Below are 15,908 nucleotides of genomic sequence, written 5' to 3' on the forward strand. Positions count from 1 at the left end.
TAATAGCATGGTTAAAACAATTAAAAAAACAGCCTTAATGACCCTATCTCGTTATCACCTTGCAGCGCTAATTATTACAGTGACCTTTATAGACTCGATGTTTATTCCGCCTGTATTTGGCATACAGTGGCACAGCCAAAAATTTACCTATGAGTTGTCTACTTACCTAGTTTGGATAAAGCTGATATTGGTAAGTATTGCTACTTATGTATTGATAAAAAGCATCAGTAAAACAAGCAAACATACTGTTCAAGCAAAATTAGTTAGCTTGCTATTGTTTATAATGGCAGGGTTACAAATTGTAGCACTTGGGCTTACATGTATTTGGTATGCCATTGTTGGCAGTCAAGCGCAATTTTATCAGCAGCAGGAAAATATAGTAGCGTATACCAGCGATGTAGGTGCATTTGGCAGTGCGTATCATCACTTTGGTTATCAGTGTGTGGGTGAATATGGTTTTTATACATACATGCCAATAGCCACTATCGATTGGTTACGGGACATGTCATTTTATGAGAAAAACAATCAGCTAATTATTCGTTATTATGATTTTAAAACGAAAAATCAGCAGGTAAAACAAATAGACTTACATGGCTTGAGTTGTGGTTCACAAGAGTAAAGCGTACTAAGTTGTGCAGCTATTATATTTATTTTTTAGGACTTAAGTTATGGAAGAATGGAAAATAAGGACTTTGATTGGTATTGCATGTGCAGCTACAGGTTGGCTCGTGGGGCATAAACTTGCTTTAGGAAGAGAAAAAAGAAAAGAATACAATGCTGCAGTTGAACCTATTAGGTGCTTACTAATAAATGATGAAGAAGTTTCTGGTTCAGTAATAAAAACGCTTGAAACAGTGCTTGGTCGAGATAGCGGGAAAATCATAAAAGAATATAATGTAAGCTATAAGCCATCTATATTAAGAGCTCACGAGTTATTAAATACTAATGAGTATGGTGAGCCGCAAGGGGATGAAGATGAATGTAAGAAGATATTCAAAGAAGCTACAAAAAGACTATTAAAAAAGTGCGAGTTAAAATAGTTTTTATAAATGAAATTATTATCAGCGATCTTAAAAAAGCGCTAAACCCACAAGGGCTTAGCGCTTTTAAATATACAATTAAAGTTCAGCTAAAACACTTAACTTTAAAGTGTCGTTGGGTTTCGCTGCGCTCTACCCAACCTACTTAACTATTCATCATCAATTGAGCGAAGCAGGGCGTTTATGCCTACTTTTTCGCGTGTTTGCTGATCTACTTTTTTCACTATAATTGCAGCGTACAGGCTGTGGCTACCGTCTTTTGATGGTAGTGCGCCAGGGACTACTACTGCGCCTGCTGGTACGCGGCCGTAGTGAATTTCACCGGTTTCACGGTCATAAATACGGGTACTTTGGCTGATGTAAACGCCCATTGAAATTACCGCGCCTTCTTCAACAATTACACCTTCTACTATTTCAGAGCGTGCGCCAATAAAACAGTTGTCTTCGATGATGGTTGGGTTGGCTTGTAATGGCTCTAAAACGCCGCCTATGCCTACGCCACCCGATAAGTGTACGTTCTTACCAATTTGTGCACACGAGCCTACAGTAGCCCATGTATCAACCATGGTGCCGTCGTCAACGTATGCGCCAATGTTTACATACGATGGCATAAGTACCACGTTTTTACCTACAAAGCTGCCTTTACGCGCAACAGCATTAGGCACTACGCGCATGCCGCCTTGTTTAAATTGCTCCGGCGTGTAGTCGCTAAATTTAAGTGGTACTTTGTCGTAAAACTGATTTACGCCATCGTCCATTGCTTGGTTTTCGCGAATACGGAACGACAGTAAAACCGCTTTTTTAAGCCATTGATGTACTACCCATTCACCCGATATTTTTTCAGCAACGCGTGCTGCGCCACTGTCTAGCAGGTCAAGCGCGTCAATAATGGCTTGCTTTACTTCAACAGATACTGTGCTTGGGCTAATGCTATCGCGGTTATCCCAGGCGTTTTCGATCATCGTTTTTAAATCTGACATAGTGTCCTCTTATTCGGTTTCTGCGTTGAGTTTTTTACGCAATGCTTGATGAATTTTGGCTTGTTCTTCGTCTGTAAGTGCTTGGTACTCGTTATTAGAGACCACGAAGAAATCTTCTGCGCGCTGCCCCACTGTGGTAATACGTGCAGCGTGTATGTGTAATAAGTGTGCTTGAAAAACTTCGGCTATTTTAGTCAATAAACCGGGTATATCAATTGCTTGGATTTCAATTAGGCTGCGATCTTTACGCGGATGCGGGCGCAGCACAATTTTAGGTTTTATATTAAAGTCTTTAAAGCGTTGCGAGCGATTCTTTTTAAAGCGAATTTTTTTACGCGGCTCAAACAAGGCTTGCTCTAGGGCGCGTTTAATTGATTGTGCTCTGCCACTGGCAATTGGCTCGCCATTTACTTCTAAAATAACAAAGTTAAATAGTACGTAGCCATCTTTGGTGGTAAGTACTTGCGCGTGCTGTATTTGCGCCTTTTTAGAACCAATAACACTCACTAAACGGGCAAATAAAGGCCCAGAGTAAGGGCTGTATACAAATACTTGGGTGCCACCGTGCATCGCTTTATTTGATACGATAACACTCGGTTGACTTAAATCTTCGCTATTAACTAAATGCTGGCTGTGCCATGAAATTTGCTGTTCGCTAAAAGCGGTAAAGTAATTGGCTTTAAAGCGGCTCCAAATTAAATCAATTTGGTCTTCCATGTAGCCTAAGTTGAGTAATCGCTGTTTAGCTTGATGCTTTTTGTCGCGAATTTGGTCGCGTTGATCCATTGGATTTTCAAGCCCTAAACGCAGTGCGTGTTGCGTATGTAAGTAAAGCTCACGCAGCAGGGTGTTTTTCCAATCGTTCCATAAATTGTCGTTGGTGGCACGTATATCGGCAACGGTTAAGCAATATAAATAATCAAGTTGGCGCTCTGTTTTTACTCGTGTGGCAAAGTCTTTAATAACTCCAGGGTCGTTTATATCTTTACGTTGTGCGGTAACCGACATAAGTAAATGATTACTAACCAGCCATGCGATTAGTTTACCATCGGCGACAGAAAAGGCATGTAACTTTGCAAAGGCTAGTGCGTCAACAGCGCCCAGCTCTGAGTGGTCGCCACCACGGCCTTTGGCTATGTCATGAAATATACCCGCTAAATAAAGTAGCTCAGGTTTATCCATACGAGTGACTATTTCACTACAAATAGGAAATTCGCTGACACCGGTTTTATCAAAGTACTGATAAATATTATTTATTAATCTGTGGGTGTGCTCATCTACTGTGTAGGCATGAAATAAGTCAAATTGCATTTGCCCAAATATGTTTCGCCACTGCGGTAAATAAGCAGCCAGCATGCCGTGTTTATGCATTAAGGTAAACGCACGGCCCATACCATTGGGGTGCTTTATAAGACGTAAAAAAGCTTCGCGACAGGCAGCGTAATCTTGTAAGTCGCCCAGTAAACGGCGGCGCACTTGGCGAATAGTGCGAATAGTGCTGGGATAAATGTGCGTTATTTCTGGGTTGTCGGCAATATGCTCAAATAACATAAAAAGCTGATCGCGCCTAAAAAATACCGATGGACTTTTTACTTTAATTTGATTGCCAATACGCTCAAAATTGCGATCAAGCTCTTGAATAATAGGTTGATGGTGTTTTGGCGAAATACTTTGTTCAAAGTACGCCAGCAGCATCAGGTTTAGTTCGCGTACGCGGCTCATTATTCTAAACAAACGCTTCATCATGCGCTCAACTGACGATTTACCATCGCTACCAAACCCCAGAATTTCGGCGGCTTGCGGTTGATGATCAAACAGTAAGCGGTTTTCTGAGCGCCCTGCAGCCAAATGCAGCGCAAAACGAATATTCCATAAGTTTTCTAGGCACTCTGAAAGCTCTTGAAACTCTTCGTGAGTAAGGTAGCCATGGCTAATAAGCTCTTGTAGGGTTTCTGCTCTAAAGTGTTTTTTAGCAACCCAAATAATGGTTTGCAGATCGCGCAGGCCACCGGGGTTTTCTTTTATGTTAGGTTCGAGATTATACGCTGTGCCGTGGCATTTTCGGTGGCGTAAATGTTGCTCTTGTACTTTGGCTAAAAAAAACTCATTTGAGCGCCACACTGGCGTGTCAATTATGTGGTTTTTTAGCTTTTCAAATTCTATATGATTACCAAAAATAAGCCGGCTTTCTAATAAGCTGGTGGCAAAGGTAACGTCTTCACGTTTTTGCTCTATGGCTTGCGCTATAGTGCGAACACTGTGCCCAATCTCTAAATTGAGATCCCAAAGCATGGTAACAAACTGACCTATTTTTTCGCTGATTTCAGCGTTTGGTTGTTGTGTTACTAGTAGCAAAAAGTCGATGTCGGAATAGGGGTGTAACTCACCTCGTCCATAACCACCTACGGCTATAAGTGCTAGGTCGGGTTCGTGCGCTAAATCATAAACATGAAACAGTTTGATCAGCAAACGATCTATGAATTCAGCCCTGGCATTAATTAAATTACCAACCGGTTGTTTAGAAAACTCATTAAAAAGCCATTTATAAAAATAGCTAGAACAATCGCGATAATCACTAAGTTGCTCTGCGTCGCTAAGCAACTTTTTTACTTTGTTGGGTAATGCCACCGGGGCTGATTCCTTATTTATACGAGTTCATTTTGATAAATAAATAGCTATCAAGTTGAACGGGTATTTTAATGCTCAATGATCCTGTCGATTGTATCATCTGATCGTAGCGTTAAAATTTCAACACCATTTTCAGTTACTAACAAAGTATGTTCCCACTGGGCTGACAAGCTACGGTCACGTGTAACCACAGTCCAATCATCTTTAAGTAGTTTACATTGGCGTTTGCCCGCATTGACCATAGGCTCAATAGTTAAACACATGCCGGCTTTTAATACTTCGCCAGTACCTGCTTTGCCATAGTGCATTACTTGTGGCTCTTCGTGAAACCCTGCGCCAATACCATGGCCACAGTATTCACGAACAATTGAGTAGTTGAAGCTTTCAGCATATTTTTGAATTGCTTCGCCAATATCGCCTAAACGCACACCTGGTTTTACCATTTTAATGGCAATGTAGAGGCTTTCTTGTGTTACTTCTGCAAGGCGTTTACCTTGAATGTTAGGGGTACCAACATGGAACATTTTAGAAGTGTCGCCGTGGTAGCCATCTTTAATTATGGTAACGTCAATATTAATACTGTCGCCATCTTTTAATGGCTTTTCGTTTGGAATACCATGGCAAATAACATGGTTTACAGAGGTACAAACTGATTTTGGAAAACCATGATAATTTAATGGAGCAGGGATTGCTTGTTGCACATTAACAATATAATCATGACAAATTGTATTTAGCTCATCGGTGGTCACGCCCGGCACTACATATGGGCCGATCATTTCAAGTACATCTGCCGCTAAGCGCCCAGCTACGCGCATTTTCTCTATTTCTTCAGGGGTCTTAATAATAGCGCTCATTGAAGCTCCAAAGTTGAGTTTTTAACATTTATCGTCGCACAATTTTTGCACGCGATGTTGAGTATTTAATTTTAATATGGTATAAAGCGCGCCGTCTTTTTACAAATAAATTCTTTAATGATTTTTTGTATTTAAGGCAAACACAATTTTATTTTAACACACACACGTATCGTCACATACACTTGGGTGCATTAGAAGTTTAAATACTTCGGTGTTGGTGCTATGGGATATGTGGAGGCCTAACCCTAAACAACTATAGAGGATCTATAAAATGGCAAACGTTTCAATGCGCGATATGCTTCAAGCTGGTGTTCACTTTGGTCACCAAGCACGTTACTGGAACCCTAAGATGAAGCCTTTCATCTTCGGCACACGTAACCGTGTACATATCATCAACCTTGAGCAAACTGTACCAATGTTCAACACTGCACTTAAGTTTTTATCTGGTGCTGCTGCAAACAAAGGTAAAGTTCTTTTCGTTGGTACTAAGCGTGCAGCAAGCGAAGCAGTGAAAGAATCTGCAATCGCAAGCGACCAGTACTATGTAAACCACCGTTGGTTAGGTGGCATGTTGACTAACTGGAAAACAGTTCGTCAATCAATCAAGCGTCTTAAAGACCTTGAAATACAAAGCCAAGACGGTACTTTCGAGAAGTTAACTAAGAAAGAAACGTTAATGCTTAACCGCGAAATGGAAAAGCTTGAGAAGAGCCTTGGCGGAATCAAGAACATGGGCGGTCTTCCAGACGCGCTTTTCGTTATTGATGCTGACCACGAGCACATTGCTATCCGTGAAGCTAACAACCTAGGCATTCCGGTTGTTGCAATTGTTGATACTAACTCGAACCCAGATGGCGTTGATTTCATCGTACCTGGTAACGATGATGCTATCCGTGCGGTAAGTCTTTACACTAACGCTGTTGCAACTGCGATCACTGAAGGCCGTGAGAACACACTTGTTGCTCAAGCTGAAAAAGACGATTTCGTAGAAGCTGAGTAATTAGCTGTCTTCAAGTCTTCATCTTTTAAAGGTGAAGACTTGCTATTCTTGTAGAGCGGGTAACCCGCTTATCTAAACCTGATTCAGATTTGAGGAATTACTAATGGCTGTAACTACTGCCCTAGTTAAAGAATTACGCGAGCGTACTGGCGCTGGCATGATGGATTGTAAAAAAGCGTTAACTGAAACTGATGGCGACATCGAGTTAGCGATTGAAAACATGCGTAAAAGTGGCGCGGCTAAAGCAGCTAAAAAAGCAGGCAATATCGCTGCTGAAGGCGCTATCATTATCAAGAAAAATGGTAATGTTGCAGTGCTAGTTGAAGTTAACTGTCAAACAGACTTCGTAGCTAAAGACGTAAGCTTTTTAGCGTTTGCTGATAAAGTAGCAGAAGCTGCAATTGCAGACACTGTGACTATCGAAGACTTACAAGCTAAGTTTGAAGAAGCACGCGTTGAGCTAGTAACTAAAATTGGTGAAAACATTAACGTACGTCGTCTACAGTACATCACGGGTGAAAACCTAGTTGAGTACCGTCATGGTGATCGTATTGGTGTTGTTGTTGCTGGTGTTGCTGATGAAGAAACACTTAAGCACGTTGCAATGCACGTTGCTGCATCAAGCCCTGAGTACTTAACTCCTTCAGACGTTCCTGCTGATGTTGTAGCTAAAGAACAACAAGTACAAATCGAAATCGCGATGAATGAAGGCAAATCTGCTGAAATCGCTGAGAAGATGGTTGTTGGCCGCATGAAAAAATTCACTGGTGAGGTTTCTCTTACTGGTCAAGCTTTCATCATGGAACCTAAGAAAACTGTTGGCGAAATTCTTAAAGAGAAAAACGCAACAGTTACTAGCTTCGTACGTGTAGAAGTTGGTGAAGGTATCGAAAGAAAAGAAGAAGATTTTGCTGCTGAAGTTGCTGCACAAATCGCTGCTGCTAAAGCTAAATAAGATTAACTATTTGTGTAGGGAGTAAAAAAGACATGCAATTAATGTGTTATTTGCTTTTGCTTCACAGCTAGAAATTCTTTAAAATAACCGCGCTTTTATGTTTAACATAAGCGCGGTTATTTTTTATCCATTTTTTATAAAAGTTGGCCCCAATACTATGACTATCAATCGTAAACCTATTTTTAGACGCGTTCTTCTCAAATTAAGCGGTGAAGCTTTAATGGGAGATGAAGGCTTTGGCATCGACCCTAAAGTGTTAGACCGCATGGCTCAAGAAATTAAAGAGCTCGTAGAGCTCGACGTAGAAGTGGGTTTAGTTATTGGCGGTGGAAATTTTTTACGCGGTGGCTCGTTAGCAGAAGCAGGCATGAATCGTGTTGTTGGCGATCACATGGGTATGCTTGCAACCGTAATGAATGGTTTGGCAATGCGTGATGCGCTGCATCGTGCATTTGTAAACTGTCGTTTAATGTCGGCTATTCCACTTCATGGTATGTGTGATGCGTACAATTGGGCTGAAGCAATTAGTTTATTAAAAACGGGCCGCGTAGTTATTTTTGCAGCCGGTACGGGTAACCCATTTTTCACTACCGACTCAGCAGCCTGTTTACGTGGTATCGAAATTGAAGCCGATACGGTAATTAAAGCGACTAAAGTAGATGGCGTTTACAGTGATGACCCAGTTAAAAATCCAGATGCGACACTTTATCGTCATTTAAGTTACAATGAGATAATTGAGAAAGAATTGAAAGTAATGGATTTAGCGGCATTTACATTAGCACGCGATCATAATATGCCATTGAGCGTATTTAATATGAATAAATCAGGCGCATTAAAACGTGTTATTATGGGTGAAGAAGAGGGAACCCTTATTTCTTCACAAGCCTCAGATGAAGTAATTAAATAGATTAGGATTAAACTGTGATTAACGATATTCAAAAAGATGCGCAAGAGCGCATGCAAAAGAGTGTAGCAGCACTGGGCAGCCAGTTATCTAAGATTCGTACTGGTCGTGCTCATCCTGCATTGCTAGATGGTATTATGGTGTCGTATTATGGCTCGCCAACACCGTTAAACCAAGTTGCTAACGTAACAATTGAAGATTCACGTACACTGGCTATTGGTGTATTTGATAAGTCACTTGCGCAAGCGGTAGAAAAAGCAATAATGGCATCTGACTTAGGTTTAAACCCTATGTCAGCAGGTTCAGTTATTCGTGTACCATTGCCAGCATTGACTGAAGAACGTCGTAAAAACTTAATTAAAATTGTTCGTGGTGAAGTTGAAGGCGGTCGTGTTGCAGTACGTAACATTCGTCGTGACGCGAATGGCGATTTTAAAAACTTATTGAAAGATAAAGATATTTCTGAAGATGAAGCGCGTCAAGCTGAAGAAGCAATTCAAAAGATGACCGATAAATTCATTAAAGAAATGGATACTCAATTAGCAGCTAAAGAAGCTGAGTTGATGGAAATCTAAGAAACTAATACGCTGCACTTGGGGTAATAGATTGAACCTATTGCAAGTAAATTCAACGCAGTTAGCGTTAAAAATAGCCACTTGAAATAGATTTATTATCCCGAGTACAGGTTAAATTTATTAGTTTTGAAACGCCGGCTGGGGTATACTAGGCGGCGTTTTTTTATGGAATACTCAATATTTATGGTTCTAGATGCTGACACAATTTCACAGCAATGTTTACCTAAACATGTAGCTATCATCATGGATGGTAACGGGCGTTGGGCGCAAGCCAGAAATAGACCGCGTGTGTTTGGGCATAAAAAAGGTGTGGACGCAGTTCGTCAATCTGTACAGTTTTGTACTAAATTAGGGATACAATCGTTAACCTTATTTGCTTTTAGTAGTGAGAACTGGCGTCGACCTGAAGACGAAGTAAAAACGTTAATGGAGCTTTTTTTATTTGTACTTAGTAAAGAAGTTAAAAAGCTGCATAAAAACAATGTAAAACTGACCATTATTGGAGACTTATCGCGGTTTTCTGAAAGCTTACGCAGTAAAGTAGATACTGCTCAAAAGCTTACAGCAAATAATACCGGGCTGCATTTAAATGTTGCTGCAAATTACGGTGGACGTTGGGATATGGCTAATGCTGCTAAACAACTTGCAGAGCAAGTTGCACAGGGGCAATTAGACCCAGCCGATATTACAGAAGAGCGTATAGCACAGTACATGAGTATGGCAGATCAGGCCGAGCCTGATTTACTAATTCGTACTGGTGGCGATGTCAGAATTAGTAACTTTTTACTCTGGCAAGCAGCTTACGCTGAACTTTACTTTACCGACACACTGTGGCCTGATTTTAATGAAGCAGCATTTGCTGAGGCCATAGCGTGTTACGTTGCCAGAGAGCGACGATTTGGTTGTACGGGCGAACAAATAAAACAATTACTCGCTCAAACCTAAATAGAATAAGGGTCATAATTTTGTTAAAACAACGCATTCTAACCTCACTCGTGCTAGCACCATTAGCGCTTGCTTTGGTTTTTTACACCCCACTGACATTATTTAGTTATTTTGCGGGTGCAATTGTATTAATGGGCGCATGGGAATGGTCTGCTTTTATGGGGCTGTGCAATAAACTTAAGCGCAGCGCTTTTGTACTTTTAGTTGCCGCTTTGCTAGCGTTACTAAACCTGCACTGGCCAATCGAATCACTTTGGCAAGATGGCAAATTGGTAGGTGATGCAAATTACTTATTTACGCTGTCGTTTGCATGGTGGATTGTTGCTAGTTATTTAGTATGGCGCTACCCAGAAATGGCTAAAGCATGGAACGAAGGCATAGTAATGCGCGGTATTGCCGGATTACTAACGTTAGTGCCTTTATGGTTAGCCCTAAATACGCTGCGCAGTGCGCAATATACCGAATCTAGTCATTTTGGCTCTATGCTTATTTTAGTGGTTTTAGGAATCGTATGGAGCGCCGATATTGGTGCCTACTTTACAGGTAAAAGCTTTGGTAAGCGTAAGCTCATGCCAAAAGTAAGCCCAAATAAAACTATTGAAGGTTTAGCCGGCGGCGTTGTCGCTGCAGTTATATTTGTGCTTACATTTTGTCATTTTACCGACGTAGATTTAATTGTATGGCCAATTTACGCCATTATGACTGTGTTTATTGCCTTGTTTTCAGCGGTGGGTGATTTGCTTGAAAGCATGTTTAAACGCGAAGCAGGACTTAAAGACAGCGGTAATTGCTTGCCAGGACATGGCGGGATTTTAGATCGTATTGATAGCCTAACCGCAGCCGCACCTATGTTTGTAATGTGTTATGCGTGGACTTTGAGTTTATGAGTGAAAAGCAGCAACTGGTAATTCTAGGGGCTACAGGCTCTATTGGCCTTAATACCTTAGATGTTGTGGCAAGAAATACTCAGCAGTTTAGTGTTTTTGCATTAGCTGCTGGGAAAAATGCTAAAAAAATGGCTGAGCTATGCATTGCGCATCAGCCACGCTATGGCGTTATGGCAACACAAAGCGCTGCTAAGCAATTGTCGTTATATTTAAGTAATACGCCATGTAAAACGCAGATAATGCATGGTGAGCAGGCTATGAGCGAGCTGTGTGGGCATCCAGAGGTTGATGCTGTCATGTCGGCAATTGTCGGCGCTGCAGGGTTATTGCCGACGTTAAGCGCAGTAGAAGCCGGAAAAAAAGTACTGCTCGCCAATAAAGAATCTTTGGTAATGTCGGGTCAGTTGTTTATTGATAAAGTAAAACAACACAAAGCGACATTGCTACCAATAGACAGTGAACATAACGCTATTTTTCAATGTTTACCGTACTCTCTACAAAATGCGCAAGGCGATCAACACCTGCAATCTCATGGCGTAAGTAAAATATTACTTACCGGCTCAGGCGGCCCATTTTTAACCCGTGATATAAATACCCTTAAAGATGTAACCATAGCAGAAGCCGTGGCGCACCCTAATTGGTCTATGGGACAAAAAATATCGGTAGATTCAGCCACCATGATGAACAAAGGGCTTGAGTTTATTGAAGCTAAATGGCTGTTTAACTGCGACCCGAGTGATATTGATGTGGTTATTCATCCTCAGAGTATAATTCATTCTATGGTGCAATATCACGACGGCTCAATTTTAGCGCAAATGGGTAACCCTGATATGCGTACCCCAATTGCCCATGCATTAGCTTACCCTGAGCGCATAAATGCAGGGGTTAAGCCGTTAAACTTTTCAGATATTAGTGACTTTTCGTTCACTAAACCTGACTTTTCTCGTTACCCTAATTTACAACTAGCGATTGATGCGTGTAGCGCAGGGCAAGGCGCAACAACGACAGTGAATGCCGCAAACGAGATCGCGGTAAGTGCATTTTTAAATGGTGAAATTGGTTTTACCGATATATACACAATAAATGCACAGACTCTCGAAGCGGCCACGTACACCAATGTGCAAAGCTTAGATGAAATTTTAGAGTGCGATAGATTAGCGCGTTTAAGCGCATCGCAGTTTATAACAAAAGTGACGCATTAATATGTTCGATTTTTTTTGGAATCTCGGCTCATTTATTTTAGCGCTGGGCATTTTAGTTACAGTACATGAATACGGCCACTTTTGGGTGGCGCGTAAAGCCGGCGTTAAAGTGCTGCGCTTTTCTATCGGCTTTGGTAAACCATTGCTAAAATGGCGTGATAAATACGATACCGAGTACGTTATAGCAGCCATACCTTTGGGTGGTTATGTAAAAATGCTCGATGAGCGGGTTGATGAAGTACCTGCAAATCAGCGTCATTTATCGTTTAATGCTAAGTCGGTACAAGCGCGTATAGCGATTGTTGCTGCGGGGCCCGTTGCTAACTTTATATTTGCTATATTTGCACTTGCCGTTATGTATATGGTGGGTGTGCAATCAGTAAAACCTGTTGTTGGCAGTGTGGTTGAAGGCAGTCGTGCAGCGCAAGCGGGATTAATGCCTAGCCAACAAATTATTAAAATTGGTGATGATGAAATTACCACCTGGCAAGACGCAACCTTTGCGCTTATGTCGAGTTTAGGTGATAAAAGCGTTGCAGTAACTGTACGTAACGAAAACTATCAGCAGCAAACAAAAATGCTCAATTTAGACGGCTGGAAACTTGATCAGCAAGACGTGCCACCATTGAGCTCTCTAGGCATAGTACCATTTAGGCCACAAGCAACACTTAGTATTGCTGCGGTTACTAAAAGCTCTGCTGCAGAGCTGGCAGGGTTAAAAATAAATGATACTATTGTGGCTGTAAATGGCGAAACAATAAGCAATTGGCAGCAATTAGTTAATCTTATTACCCAATCGGCTAACAAATCATTACAATTTAGTGTAAAAAGACAAGACACTATAAAAATAATATCGGTAATACCTCAAGCTAGGGTTAACGCTCAGGGCATAGAGCAAGGCTTTTTAGGGGTTGCACCAATAGTAGAAAAATGGCCGCAAGGTTATATAGAAACTAGACATTATGGCCCGCTCGATAGTATTGTGCGAGGTAGTAAAGAAACGTGGCGATTAATTACCCTTAGCTTTGATATGATAGGTAATTTAATTACAGGCCAGATTTCGGTTAAAAATTTAAGTGGCCCAGTAGGCATTGCCGTAGGCGCGGGGACTAGCGTAAGCTACGGTTTCGTTGCGTTTTTAAGCTTTTTAGCACTGATCAGTGTTAACTTGGGTGTATTTAATTTATTGCCCTTGCCAGTGCTTGATGGCGGACACTTAATGTATTACATAATTGAACTTTTTCGTAAAAAGCCAGTCTCTGAAAAGACACAAGAGTTTGGTTTTAAAGTGGGTGCGTTACTACTCATTTTTTTAACATGTTTCGCTTTGTTCAATGATGTATCGCGTTTGTCGTTTTAACGTGACAATGACTAATTAGAACCACGATTGTACAGCTCGTAAATTTACTTTTCGATGCTAAGCGGTAATACAGTTGTAAAGGATAAATATAATAAAATGGCTATAAAAAAACATTTGGTAGTTTCAAGTTTATTGGGTGCAAGCTTTGCAGCCCTAGGCCAAAACTCCTTTATTGTTGAAGATCTCAAAGTTGAGGGTTTACAGCGTGTAGCACTGGGTGCTGCATTAACGCATATTCCTATTAACGTGGGCGATAATGTTGATGAGTACACGATTTCAAAAACAATCAAGTCTCTCTACCGCTCAGGTCACTTTGACAATATAAAAGCGCTACGCGACGGTAATAACGTTGTTTTTAAAGTAACTGAACGCCCAACAATTAGCTTTATTGAGTTTGATGGCAATAAAGATATTAAAGATGAGCAGCTTAATCAGTCACTTGATCAGCAAAATATTCGCCAAGGCGAGCCACTAGATAAAACCGTTATTGATAATATAGAAAAAGGCTTAACTGAATTTTTCCACAGTATTGGTAAATACAACGCTAAAGTTGATATTAGTATCACTAAACTGCCGCGTAACCGGGTTAAACTTAAATTAAAATTTGATGAAGGTGATGCTGCATCAATTCGTCAAATTAACTTGGTAGGTAATGAACTTTTTTCTAATGAAGAGCTATTACAACTGGCTGAGTCGCAACAAGACTTACCTTGGTGGCAGTTTATGGGCAGCGACCGCTACCAAAAACAAACCATTGAAGGCGATTTAGAAAAAATTCGTAGCTTTTATTTAGACCGTGGTTACCTACGTTTTAACATAGACTCTACCCAAGTGTCGGTTAGCCCAGAGCGTGAGTCTGTATACGTTACAGCTAACTTAACAGAAGGGGTTAAATATAAAGTTAAAGGTTTTGACTTTATTGGTGACTTACTTGGTCGCGAAGACTTAATTAAAAGTGTTATTCCACTACGAGCGGGTGAGTTATATAACGGCTCAGTGGTTACCTCTTCAGAAGAATTTATAAAAAGCTACTTAGCGCGTTTTGGTTATGCCAATGCAGAAGTACGCACAATTCCGCAAATTGATGACGAAAATCAAGAAGTACAACTAACCTTATCGGTTAACCCTGGTAAGCGTGTTTATGTGCGCCGGATTATTGTTGGTGGTAACCAAAGTACTGCAGATGAAGTGCTACGCCGCGAAATGACACAGCTTGAAGGCGCATGGTTATCTAACCAAAGCTTAGAGCGTTCAAAATTACAAATTCAGCGTTTACCTTATATGGAAAAAGTTGATTTTAACGTTGTGCCAGTCCCAGGTGTTGATGACCAAGTAGATGTTGATTTTACTGTAAAAGAGCAGTCGGCTGGTAGCTTTAATGCCGGCTTAGCGTACGGCTCATACCTAGGTTTACAGTTTAATATTGGTGTAACAGAATCTAACTTTTTAGGTACTGGTAATCAAATAGGCTTTAATATTAATACCTCGCGTGGTTCTGAGCGTGTGAGCGTGTCTTATACCGACCCATACTTCACGCCAGATGGCGTATCGCAAGGTAGCAGTATTTTTTACAGTAACTACGATGCAAGTAAGTTTAGTTTGATCGACTATAAGTCGAAAAGCTATGGATTGGGGACTAATATAGGCTTCCCAATTGATGCGGTTAACCGCATTAACTTTGGTGTTCGTTGGATTCAAGAAGAGCTTTCAAATATTGCAGAGTACGAGCAAACGCGTGTACTGCGTGAAACCTTCTTAGACCAAGACAACCCAGATGCTGGTTTTGACTTTACTAACTATGAGTTAAGTGCTGGCTGGTCTCGCGTTACGGTAAACCGTGGTTTATTCCCAACAGCGGGCTCACGTCAAACGCTAAACTTAACAGCAACAACGCCGAATTCTGACTTAAAATACTTTAAGTTAAACTATGATTCGCGTTTTTACTGGCCAATATCGAACGACCATCGCTGGGTGTTCTCAACCCGTGCGGCGTTAGGTTACGGTAATGGTTATGGCTCAACTAACGGCTACGACCAAGTACTGCCATTCCAAGAATACTTCCGTATTACTGAAATGGAACTACGTGGTTTTGACCGAAATACAATTTTACCACGCGCAATTGCACGTATACCGCAATCAATTCCGGGTACACCTTTACCAGATGGCTCAACCACAGGTAATATAGGCGGCTCATCTGAATTTGATGTGCTAGTACCACAAGGTCGAATTGGTGGTAATGCTAAAGCGGTAGCAGGTATGGAATTAATTGTACCTACACCGTTTTTAGATGAAGAAAATACCAGTTCAGTACGTACCAGTTTCTTTGTTGATGCTGCTAACGTATGGGATACCGAGTTTAACGTAGACCGTTACCAAAATTTAGCAGCCGATGAGCGAGCTAAATTAGATGATTACTCTGATCCAATGCGTTTTAGGGTTTCAACCGGTTTATCATTACAGTGGATCTCTCCAATGGGTCCAATGCTGATTAGTTTTGCGTATCCATTGCAAAAAGAAGAAGATGACGATACGAAGACCATCAGTTTTAATATTAGTAACAGCTTTTAAAGGAGTTTTT

At 41.0% G+C, this 15,908-nt stretch carries 14 protein-coding genes; 11 read left to right on the top strand and 3 right to left on the bottom strand.

From position 1 onward, the window contains the following. Nucleotides 1–37: 37 nt before the first annotated feature. On the top strand, nt 38–619 hold the full coding sequence (locus tag I6E78_RS05785) for a hypothetical protein (RefSeq protein ID WP_182684247.1): 582 nt from the start codon (nt 38–40) through the stop codon (nt 617–619). 49 nt (nt 620–668) lie between these two features. Beyond that, nucleotides 669–1,040: a hypothetical protein gene (locus tag I6E78_RS05790; protein WP_182684246.1), complete on the top strand. Its 372-nt coding sequence runs from the start codon at nt 669–671 to the stop codon at nt 1,038–1,040. A 149-nt stretch (nt 1,041–1,189) separates the two neighbouring features. Here I6E78_RS05790 and dapD read toward each other — a convergent pair whose 3' ends face one another. The 3 genes from dapD to map all read right to left on the bottom strand — a co-directional run bounded on the left by dapD (nt 1,190) and on the right by map (nt 5,502). Next, nucleotides 1,190–2,020, bottom strand: a complete 831-nt coding sequence (gene dapD, locus I6E78_RS05795; protein ID WP_011328697.1) for a 2,3,4,5-tetrahydropyridine-2,6-dicarboxylate N-succinyltransferase — start codon at nt 2,018–2,020, stop codon at nt 1,190–1,192. A gap of 9 nt (nt 2,021–2,029) precedes the next feature. Beyond that, nucleotides 2,030–4,648, bottom strand: a complete 2,619-nt coding sequence (glnD, locus tag I6E78_RS05800) for a [protein-PII] uridylyltransferase (RefSeq protein WP_011328696.1) — start codon at nt 4,646–4,648, stop codon at nt 2,030–2,032. 68 nt (nt 4,649–4,716) lie between these two features. Then, on the bottom strand, nt 4,717–5,502 hold the full coding sequence (gene map / locus I6E78_RS05805) for a type I methionyl aminopeptidase (protein ID WP_011328695.1): 786 nt from the start codon (nt 5,500–5,502) through the stop codon (nt 4,717–4,719). Nucleotides 5,503–5,773: 271 nt separating this feature from the next. On the opposite strand from map, the gene rpsB reads away from it, so the two are divergent. From rpsB to bamA, 9 genes are all read left to right on the top strand, one after another. Continuing rightward, a complete protein-coding gene (gene rpsB, locus I6E78_RS05810) occupies nt 5,774–6,502 on the top strand; it encodes a 30S ribosomal protein S2 (protein ID WP_011328694.1) in 729 nt (242 codons plus the stop codon). A 103-nt stretch (nt 6,503–6,605) separates the two neighbouring features. After that, entirely contained in the window at nt 6,606–7,457 is an 852-nt protein-coding gene (gene tsf, locus I6E78_RS05815) for a translation elongation factor Ts (RefSeq protein ID WP_011328693.1), read from the top strand. A 157-nt stretch (nt 7,458–7,614) separates the two neighbouring features. After that, nucleotides 7,615–8,364 (top strand): UMP kinase, encoded by a 750-nt coding sequence (pyrH, locus tag I6E78_RS05820; protein WP_011328692.1) that lies wholly within the window; start codon nt 7,615–7,617, stop codon nt 8,362–8,364. Between the two features lie 50 nt (nt 8,365–8,414). Then, nucleotides 8,415–8,936 (top strand): ribosome recycling factor, encoded by a 522-nt coding sequence (frr, locus tag I6E78_RS05825; protein ID WP_011328691.1) that lies wholly within the window; start codon nt 8,415–8,417, stop codon nt 8,934–8,936. A 165-nt stretch (nt 8,937–9,101) separates the two neighbouring features. Continuing rightward, entirely contained in the window at nt 9,102–9,881 is a 780-nt protein-coding gene (locus tag I6E78_RS05830) for an isoprenyl transferase (protein WP_011328690.1), read from the top strand. Between the two features lie 20 nt (nt 9,882–9,901). Further along, nucleotides 9,902–10,768, top strand: coding sequence for a phosphatidate cytidylyltransferase (locus tag I6E78_RS05835; RefSeq protein WP_011328689.1), 867 nt, complete (start codon nt 9,902–9,904; stop codon nt 10,766–10,768). Beyond that, nucleotides 10,765–11,970, top strand: a complete 1,206-nt coding sequence (gene ispC, locus I6E78_RS05840) for a 1-deoxy-D-xylulose-5-phosphate reductoisomerase (RefSeq protein ID WP_011328688.1) — start codon at nt 10,765–10,767, stop codon at nt 11,968–11,970. Before I6E78_RS05835 ends, ispC begins: the two co-directional genes overlap by 4 nt. 1 nt (nt 11,971) lies before the next feature. After that, nucleotides 11,972–13,330, top strand: coding sequence for a sigma E protease regulator RseP (gene rseP, locus I6E78_RS05845; RefSeq protein ID WP_011328687.1), 1,359 nt, complete (start codon nt 11,972–11,974; stop codon nt 13,328–13,330). Between the two features lie 96 nt (nt 13,331–13,426). Beyond that, nucleotides 13,427–15,898: an outer membrane protein assembly factor BamA gene (gene bamA, locus I6E78_RS05850; RefSeq protein WP_197182140.1), complete on the top strand. Its 2,472-nt coding sequence runs from the start codon at nt 13,427–13,429 to the stop codon at nt 15,896–15,898. Nucleotides 15,899–15,908: the final 10 nt, after the last annotated feature.

The sequence above is a fragment of the Pseudoalteromonas sp. NZS127 genome, from assembly GCF_015864805.1.
GTDB classification, from domain to species: domain Bacteria; phylum Pseudomonadota; class Gammaproteobacteria; order Enterobacterales; family Alteromonadaceae; genus Pseudoalteromonas; species Pseudoalteromonas nigrifaciens.